Consider the following 9,028-nt stretch of genomic DNA (forward strand, 5'->3'; position numbering starts at 1 on the left):
CACTGTCCGGGTTCAGCCAGCCTTTAACCTGCATATCATCACGCCACATATAAAATGCTGCGACCCGCGCCGTAATACTCTGGTCCAGCGCACTGCCCTTTACACCCAATTCGGCGTTGTACAAGGTTTCCGGTTTAAAACTGGCTTTGCTTAACAACTCAGTTAAATTGCCATCCGCCGCTTTTGACAGTGCATCGCCGTTAACACCTCCGGCTTTATAGCCGCGCGATGCCAGCAAATACACTAGCGCCTGCTGATTTACCTGATAATTCAGACTCAGCTTAGCGCCCCACATCGTATCGTGATTTTCAATCACATTGCCGCTGCTGTCGCTGTATTCATCATCATAACGCTCCAGTCGTAAACCGGAGACCAGCGTCCAGTGGGTATTTAATGGTGTAGACAGCTCCCCGTACAGTGCAGCATTGGTGCGATTTAACGCACTGACAAAACTATCGGCCTGCCATAAATCCCAGTTCCAGAACTGACGGGTTAAATCGAAGCTTCTATTGGCTGCATACAAGCCAAAAGCCCAGTCACTGTTACCAAGTTTACCCTCAGGCGTAGAAATAAAACGATAATCCAGTGTCAGCTGGTCGCGGTTACGCAGATAACGATCGGTGGTTGAGTACTCATCAGGATGAATGCCAGCATAGCTCCAGTCCTCATCAAAACCGTAGTCACTGTCAGCAGTCAGCCAGCTTAGCTGCGCCAGCACGGTGGCAAACGGCAAACCGCTGTAATCAGCCTGTAATGCCACAGCTTTGCTGCGGATTTGGTCTTGCCCCGGCTCATCCGATAAGGTTGTGCGGTTGCGATCCAGCGAAAATGCATCGTAACCGTTATCCTGGTCAACAAAATGCGTTACCAGCTGTAGCGCCAGCGTATCCATTGGCTGGTAGCGCAACTTAAACCGGCCGGTAAATTCATCGATGTTGTTGGTGTCATCACGGTTAAGGTAAGCATTGTCGATAAAGCCATCAGAGTATTGCTGCTCCAGTGCCAGGCTGTAACCTACCTGCTCATTCAGGCTGTTACTGAACTGACCGACCAGTTGACGGCTGTCGTAATTGGCTAACGTCGTGCTGAATTTACCTTCAGGCGTTGCTGTTGGCCCTTTTGTTGTCAGATTCACCATGCCCGCCAGTGCGTTGGCACCAAAGCGGGTTGCTTCCGGGCCGCGGAACACTTCAAGCTGAGCCAGATCACTGATGCCACTGATACCTAAGCCAGAGTATTCAATACCGTCAATCAGAATGCCGACCGACGGGTTAATGGTATCGACAAATTCACTGCGCTCGCCAATGCCGCGCACCTGAATATAGCGCCCGCGCGAGGCACCCGCGGTAAAGTTGACGTTGGCAAACTGATTGAGTAAGTCATCAAGATGCTGTGCAGATGTACGCTTGACATCCTGCTCACTGACAACAGCAATACTGCCGGATAATTGTTGCACCGACTGCTGACGAAAATCACCCTGTACGGTGATGCGTTCGACTGATGATTCGGCCTCATTGGCCTGGATAGCAAAACTGCTGCCGACGGCAACAGCAAGTAAAGACGGAAGTAAACGCATTGTTGTATGAATCTCCAAAACTTCAGAGATCACACCAGCTTGAGGAGTTAGCACCATCCCTCCGCCGGTATAATCCGGATCAGGTTCTAAGGGTTTGCCTGTAAAGGCATCTCAGCAAAAGCACCCCTTGGTTGCGCGGCAAGTGTAAAGCGTTTTATCTCGCGATGCAATCTGGCAGCGAGCAACAGGCTGTGCCCGATTACAGCCGAAGGGGCTAGTTGGAGTTGTGGCCAGAGGAGCCTGCAGCGTCAAAACTGCAGGCTAGCAGGTGTCAGGCACCGGACGTTAACCATCAGTTGCCGGCAAACACCCGCCAGTCGTCATTTAATTGCATCGCCAGCAGGTTCAGTTGCTCGCTGGCATGAGTGGCGCGCCCGGCACCATCACTCAGCTGAGAAATATCATCGTTTAGCAGATGTATGCTACCGGCAATCTCTGCCGCTACGGTTTGCTGCTGCGTTGTTGCAGCCGAAATAGTACCGTTGGTTATAGCAATACTTTCAACGGCAGCGGCAAGCTCAGCAAAGCGCTTACCCGCGTCCTGCGCCAGTTGCACATTGCTTTCAGCCTGGCCGTACGCATCCTGCATCGTATCCACCGCGCTACTGGCCTGTTGCTGCAGCTTGCTGATCATGGCATGAATAGACTCTGTTGCCTGCTTAGTATTGGCAGACAGTGTACGCACTTCATCTGCCACCACAGAGAACCCCCGACCGGCTTCACCGGCTCTGGCAGCTTCTATGGCGGCATTGAGCGCCAGTAAATTCGTCTGTTCGGAAATTTTGCGGATCACATCCAGCACTGATGAAATCTGGCCAGATTCCTGCTGCAGCTGTTTCACAACCGTCGCACTGTGCTCAAGCTGCTGTGCCAGTGCTGTAATGCCCGCTGCACTGGCAGTGGCGACTGCACTGCCCGCGCTGCACAACTGCTCAGCCTGCTGCGCAGCTGTAGTTGCTTCTTTGGCGTTGGTCGCGACCTGCTGCACTGATGCCGTCATTTGCTCCACTGCAGCGGCCAGTTGCCCGGCTTGCTGTGCCTGACGCCCGGCGCCCTGACTAACATCGTCACTGCTCTGAAATACAGACTCGGCCTGCTCACTGAGGGCACCGGCACTGCTACCCAAACGGGCAACCAGCTGCTCAAAGTGGCCAATCATATGATTCAGTGCCTGCGATGCCTGAGCAATTTCATCACTGCCGCTATCGTTGGCCCGTAAGCTCAAATCCGAGCTTTGTTGCACCTGTTTTAGCATATCGCGCAGGGCCCACAGTGGCCGGCAAACCGAGCGTTGCACCCGCCAGACCAACAGGCTGATCATCAGCAGTAACGTAATACCAGCCAGCAGGTAGGCCTGTACCAGCTGCGCAGTAAAGTCTGCCGCTTCATCCCGCACCACTGCGCCGGCTGCGAGCTGTTGCTGAATAAACGCCTCAGCAAGCTTGGCAAAAGCGGTGATACGCAATTCAATTTCGTTGTTAACGGTAGATTCGTTCAGAATACGCACCAGCAGCGCATCACTGCCGGCGTAACTTATCCATTCCTGATAATGCTTTATGGCTTTTTCAAACGCCTGATCCAGCGCTGCGTAATACTCAGCATCGGTCATTACCGGCCGGCTTTGTACAAAGTTCTGCCACTGTTGCGTAGCATGTTCCAGCTGGCTTTTTATAGCTTGTTCGGTCGCTTCCGCGGATGCCCAGCCTGTGCGGTACTTACGGATGTCCTGCAGTGCACTTTGTTGCAAGATCTGCTGCACAGCCATGACATCAGACAAAATAGCCAAGTGATCGCTATAGAGTTTATTAAACAACCGATCCTTTTGCTGCACACTGAAAAAAGCCGCTATCAGCACCAGCGCGACCAGCATCAGAGGAATCACACCCAGCAACAATACCCGGGATGAAATTTTCAGCTTCGACAACATAACGGCTCCACTCTGCAAGGCTTTGACGCGCGCAGTGTAAGCGTCGCAGATGATATTTATGTGACAACCTGAGGCTGGTCGCTACTAGACTGACCTTCATCAAAATGTCATATTCACCACGCATCATTACATGCGAAAAAACAGATATAGTAAGTTAACTATGCAGCCTATTACCCTTTACAAAGCCATCGCCGATAACACCCGCCTCAAAGCAGTGTTACTGCTGTGCCAACAGCCAGAGTTATGTGTCTGTGACCTGATGCAGGCACTGGGTGAGCCTCAGCCTAAGGTATCGCGTCATCTGGCACTGTTAAAAAAGGCCGGCCTGCTGCAGGACAGAAAGCGCGGCCTGTGGGTATTTTACCGCTTGCATCCGGCATTGCCGGCATGGGCGGAAATGGTGCTGCGCCAAACGCTGGCACATAACCCGGAGTTCATCCGCGACAATATCGCAAGTCTGGCTAACCGCCCGGCTGTCACCTGTTGCTAAGGAGTACTGATATGACAATTAAAGTAGGTATAAATGGCTTTGGCCGTATTGGTCGCCTGGCTCTGCGGGCAGCGTTTGACTGGCCTGAAGTAGAATTTGTACAGATTAACGACCCGGCTGCCGGTGCCGACACACTGGCCCACTTGCTCAATTTTGACTCTGTGCACGGTATCTGGTATCACAACGCCCAGGCTGAGGGCAATAACATCCTGATCAATGGTAAGGCGGTGACGGTTAGCAGTAACAAAGCCATCGCTGATACTGACTGGTCTGGCTGTGATGTCGTGATTGAAGCCTCCGGTAAAATGAAAAGCAAAACACTGCTGGAAGCTTACCTTACACAGGGTGTCAAACGGGTTGTCGTCAGTGCGCCGGTAAAAGAGCCTGGTGTACTCAATATCGTGATGGGGGTAAACCATCAGCTGTACGACAAACAGCAGCATCGCATCGTCACCGCGGCCAGCTGCACGACGAACTGCCTGGCACCGGTGGTTAAAGTGATCCATGAAAAACTGGCTATTAAACACGGCAGCATGACCACCATCCATAACTTAACCAATACCCAGAGCATTCTTGACACACCGCATAAAGACTTGCGCCGTGCCCGCGCCTGTGGCAGCAGTTTAATTCCTACCACCACCGGCTCTGCGACCGCGATTACGGAGATTTTCCCCGAACTAAAAGGCCGGCTTAATGGCCACGCTGTGCGGGTACCGTTGGCGAATGCCTCGTTAACTGACTGCGTATTCGAAGTTGAACGCACTACCACAAGTGATGAAGTGAATGCTCTGCTAAAAGCAGCTGCAGAAGGTGAATTAAAAGGCATATTAGGTTACGAAACCCGGCCGCTGGTGTCGGTGGATTATAAAACCGACCCAAGGTCGGGTGTCATCGATGCCTTATCTACGCTGGTTATCAATGGCACTCAGGTGAAAATCTATGCCTGGTACGACAACGAGTGGGGTTACGCCAACCGCACCGCTGAGCTGGCAAGAATGGTCGGCCTGCAGGATAAAACCTAAGCTATGACAAAACCACTTAGCCCGGAGCTGAAACAGTACCTGCTGATCACCGGCAATTACTGGGCTTTCACCCTGACCGATGGCGCACTGCGCATGCTGGTAGTGCTGCACTTTTACAGCCTCGGCTACACCGGCATCGCTATTGCGATGCTGTTTTTATTTTATGAAGTATTTGGCGTCATCACTAACCTGCTCGGAGGCTGGCTGGGGTCAAGGATCGGCTTAAACCACACAATGAATCTGGGCTTGCTGCTACAGATTGTCGCACTGGCGATGCTTCTGCTACCGGCAGTATATCTGGTTGTACCCTGGGTAATGGCCGCCCAGGCGTTGTCCGGTGTCGCTAAAGATCTGAATAAAATGAGTGCCAAAAGCAGCATAAAAATGCTGCTGCCAGCCGATGCCCAAAGTGCGCTGTTTAAGTGGGTGGCCATATTAACAGGGTCAAAAAATGCGTTAAAAGGTGCAGGGTTCTTCGCCGGCGGTGCCTTACTGAGCCTGTTTGGCTTTCAATCGGCCATTCTGTGCCTGCTGTCATTGCTACTGGTGGTATGGCTGTTTAGTTTATGGCAACTGAAAGCCGGGCTTGGTAAGAGTAAATACAAAGCCAAATTCAAAGATTTAGTCTCCAAAAGCCGGGCGATAAATGTGCTGTCTGCAGCCAGGTTGCTGTTATTTGCTGCCCGTGATGTCTGGTTTGTGATTGCCCTGCCGCTGACGCTGGCCAGTCAGTTTGGCTGGAGCCATTGGGCCGTTGGTAGCTTCCTTGCGCTGTGGGTAATTGGCTATGGCGCGGTGCAAAGTGCAGCCCCTATACTAACAGGCAACAAGGCATCCGCCAGGCTGCCTGACGGGCGCACCTTAACGCACTGGGCGATGCTGCTGAGCAGCATACCGGCACTGATTGCACTGGCAATGTGGCAGCAGTGGCACAGCGAGGCAGTACTCATGAGCGGATTGCTGCTGTTTGGCACAGTGTTTGCGGTTAACTCGTCCTTGCACAGCTATATGATTATCCGCTACGCCAAAAGTGATGCCGTCTCACTGGACGTCGGCTTTTATTACATGGCAAATGCGATGGGCCGCTTACTGGGAACTGTATTGTCTGGCTGGCTTTATCAGGCTTACGGTCTCATTGCCTGCTTATGGGTCTCCTCTGCCCTGCTGGCAGCCACAGTGCTTGTTTCTGCCAGGCTGAGCAAACAACAAGCATGACTTTAAGCTGCACCTGCTCTACACTGCAATAAGCCGCTGATAACACTCTGGAATATCTTTATGCTTAGCCTGCGACCGCGTCAGCTACTGTTATTGTCATTACTGGCTGCTTTTGCCACTATGGCGCTAAAAACGCTGGCCTGGTATTTCACCGGTTCTGTCGGCTTTTTATCTGACGCTATTGAGTCGCTGGTGAATGTCGCCGGTGCAGGTTTTGCCCTGCTGATGGTCAGCATAGCGCGCCGTCCGGCAGATGACAGCCACCCTTATGGCCACAGTAAAGCCGAGTATTTATCGGCTGCATTTGAAGGCGGCATGATTTTTCTGGCAGCGGTCGCCATTTTGTTTACCGCTGCAGAGCGCCTGCTCAACCCTCAGCCCCTTGCCACGCTCGGGCTTGGTACCGCACTTACCGTTCTGGCCAGCCTGATTAACCTGGGTATTGCATTGCTGCTATTACAAGGCGGTAAACAGCACCATTCACCTGCACTTGAAGGCGATGGTAAGCACCTGCTAACTGATGTGTGGACCACGGCCGGTGTGGTAATAGGGGTAGCACTGGCAGCGCTGACCGACATGCATTGGCTGGATCCGCTGGTTGCAATTGCTGTCGCACTGCATATTCTGCATGAAGGTGGCGGCATCTTATATCGTGCCGTCAACGGCCTGATGGATAAAGCACTGCCTGACGAAACCATACAGCAACTTGAACAAAGCTTGCAGGTGTTTGCCAGCACCAGCGTTCAGTTTGTTAACCTGCGCACGCGCGCAGCAGCCACGTTACGTTTTGCCCAGGTCGATATGCTGGTTCCCGGCAGCTGGAGCGTGCAGCAGGCACATCAACTGGCGGATGAGGCCGAGCTGGCAGCCAAACAGTTGAATATCGAACTGGTCATCCATATTGAACCGGCGATAACCGGCTAACTGGTTTTTTTACTATTCAGCGCTACAGTTAATCAGACATAGCTAAAATAATATGGCGTCAGCGCAGTATGCCAGACAACTTTTCAGCCGTTACTTATACCTCTGCCATCACAGATAGCGCCGACTTCCAGAGGCAGTTCAGTTATTTTCGTATCCGTCGTCTGCTGCAGATCACCGGTTTCACCTTGCTGGGCCTTATATTGGCTGTTGCTGTGTCGTCAGGCACAACCCAGTTGCTGATCCTGACCGGCTGCATTGCCTTAGTGGTCGCCGGCGGCTTTGCGCTGAAACAGCAAGCACTGGTGTCAGCCTATATCCTGCTTTGGTCAATGGCATTAATGCTTTCAGCGCTGGCCTATGCCTCCGGCGGATTACGTGACCTTGCGCTGCTGGGATACCCGGGTTTACTGGTTTATGCCGCAATTCTTGGCAGTGTCGGTTTGTTTTATTCGTTGCTGCTGTTTGTCATGCTGTATTGCACTTTTTTAACCTGGCTCACCTTAACCGGCTACCTGCAACCGGTCATTCCTGTGCTGGGCTGGCAACATCTGGTATTTGTTGCAGTGATTATGCTGGTAACAGGCTTCAGCGTGTTTCTGATGGTACGGGACATGCGCCTGTTGATGCACTCGCTGCAACTGGAAAACGCCAAAGTGCGGATCAACCGGCGCGAAATCGAGCGTTTAGCACACCATGACCCATTAACCGGTTTGCCTAACCGGATATTAGGCGAACAGCTGTATCATCAGACGCTCAGCTATTGTTTGCAACAGCAACGCCAGCTTGCGGTATTGTTTCTGGATCTGGATAACTTTAAACCGGTAAATGATTCATTGGGCCACTCTGCCGGTGATGTGCTGCTGCGTGAACTGGCAACAAGACTAAAAGATACGCTAAGCGCGGATCAGCAGGTTATTCGCTTTGGCGGCGATGAGTTTTTATTTCTGGTACCCTGTGTCGCCGATAGTACAGCGTTGAATACGCTGGCGTTACAGCTGATAGCAGAGGTGGCCAAACCCTTTAATATCATGCAGACCAGCGTCACGGTTTCCGGCTCTATCGGTATCGCACTGGCACCTGCCGATGGCAATGAATTCAATGTCTTGTGCCGCAAGGCCGATTTAGCCATGTACAAAGCAAAGGAAGATGGCCGTAATACTGTTTGCCAGTACGATGACAAGCTGGATCAGGACAATGCCGACAAATTTAACCTGCAGCAACGGCTGCGCCAGGCCATCAGACAACGCGCTTTTGTGTTGTACTATCAGCCGCAGATTGATCTGCGCAGCCTGCAGATCACCTCGGTTGAAGCTCTGCTACGCTGGCCGCAGCCCGACGGCAGTTTTATCAGTCCGGCCGATTTTATTCCACTGGCAGAGCAATGTGGTCTTATCGGCGAACTTGGCAACTGGGTGCTGGCTGAAGCCTGTCTGGCGTGCTCCCGTATGCGCAGGCAAGGCTTTAGCCAGCTGAGGGTTGCGGTAAACTTATCCTATGTACAGTTTAAAAATGAGCAGCTGGAACTGACCATTCAGCACAGTTTGCTCGACGCCCGCTTGCCCGCCAGTGCGCTGGAGCTGGAGCTGACAGAGTCGTTACTGATAAGTGATACCGAACTGGTGCAAAAGCAGCTCAATAACTTAAATAAGCTGGGCGTAACCTTCGCTATCGATGATTTTGGCACCGGCTATTCTAACCTGGGCTATCTGCGCAGTTTTAACGCCACCACACTGAAAATTGACCGCTCTTTTATCACATCGCTTGGCGTATCATCACGCGATGAACCGCTGGTACAAGCCATGATTAATATGGCCAGAGGCCTTGGCCTGAAAACCGTGGCCGAAGGCATAGAGAACGAAGCAACGGCGCAATTG

At 52.3% G+C, this 9,028-nt stretch carries 7 protein-coding genes and 1 riboswitch; of the genes, 5 read left to right on the forward strand and 2 right to left on the reverse strand.

Annotated features, from left to right (window positions below):
- Positions 1-1,576 (reverse strand): TonB-dependent receptor (locus VIN66_RS05265; RefSeq protein ID WP_331922985.1); only part of this gene is annotated, 1,576 nt, incomplete at its 3' end.
- Positions 1,577-1,615: 39 nt separating this feature from the next.
- Positions 1,616-1,714: riboswitch (TPP riboswitch) on the reverse strand.
- A 154-nt stretch (positions 1,715-1,868) separates the two neighbouring features.
- Complete coding sequence (locus tag VIN66_RS05270) at positions 1,869-3,503, reverse strand: methyl-accepting chemotaxis protein (RefSeq protein WP_331922986.1); 1,635 nt, start codon at positions 3,501-3,503, stop codon at positions 1,869-1,871.
- A 160-nt stretch (positions 3,504-3,663) separates the two neighbouring features.
- Here VIN66_RS05270 and VIN66_RS05275 point away from each other — a divergent pair, with 160 nt between their 5' ends.
- The 5 genes from VIN66_RS05275 to VIN66_RS05295 form a co-directional block, all read left to right on the forward strand.
- Positions 3,664-3,993 (forward strand): metalloregulator ArsR/SmtB family transcription factor, encoded by a 330-nt coding sequence (locus VIN66_RS05275; RefSeq protein ID WP_331922987.1) that lies wholly within the window; start codon positions 3,664-3,666, stop codon positions 3,991-3,993.
- 11 nt (positions 3,994-4,004) lie between these two features.
- On the forward strand, positions 4,005-5,015 hold the full coding sequence (locus VIN66_RS05280) for an ArsJ-associated glyceraldehyde-3-phosphate dehydrogenase (protein WP_331922988.1): 1,011 nt from the start codon (positions 4,005-4,007) through the stop codon (positions 5,013-5,015).
- A gap of 3 nt (positions 5,016-5,018) precedes the next feature.
- Entirely contained in the window at positions 5,019-6,230 is a 1,212-nt protein-coding gene (gene arsJ / locus VIN66_RS05285) for an organoarsenical effux MFS transporter ArsJ (protein WP_331922989.1), read from the forward strand.
- A 60-nt stretch (positions 6,231-6,290) separates the two neighbouring features.
- Entirely contained in the window at positions 6,291-7,154 is an 864-nt protein-coding gene (locus VIN66_RS05290) for a cation diffusion facilitator family transporter (protein ID WP_331922990.1), read from the forward strand.
- Positions 7,155-7,222: 68 nt separating this feature from the next.
- Positions 7,223-9,028, forward strand: a 1,806-nt coding sequence (locus VIN66_RS05295; protein ID WP_331922991.1) for a putative bifunctional diguanylate cyclase/phosphodiesterase, incomplete at its 3' end; no start/stop codon positions are given.

Source organism: Rheinheimera sp., assembly GCF_036568245.1.
Taxonomy (GTDB): Bacteria; Pseudomonadota; Gammaproteobacteria; order Enterobacterales; family Alteromonadaceae; genus Alishewanella.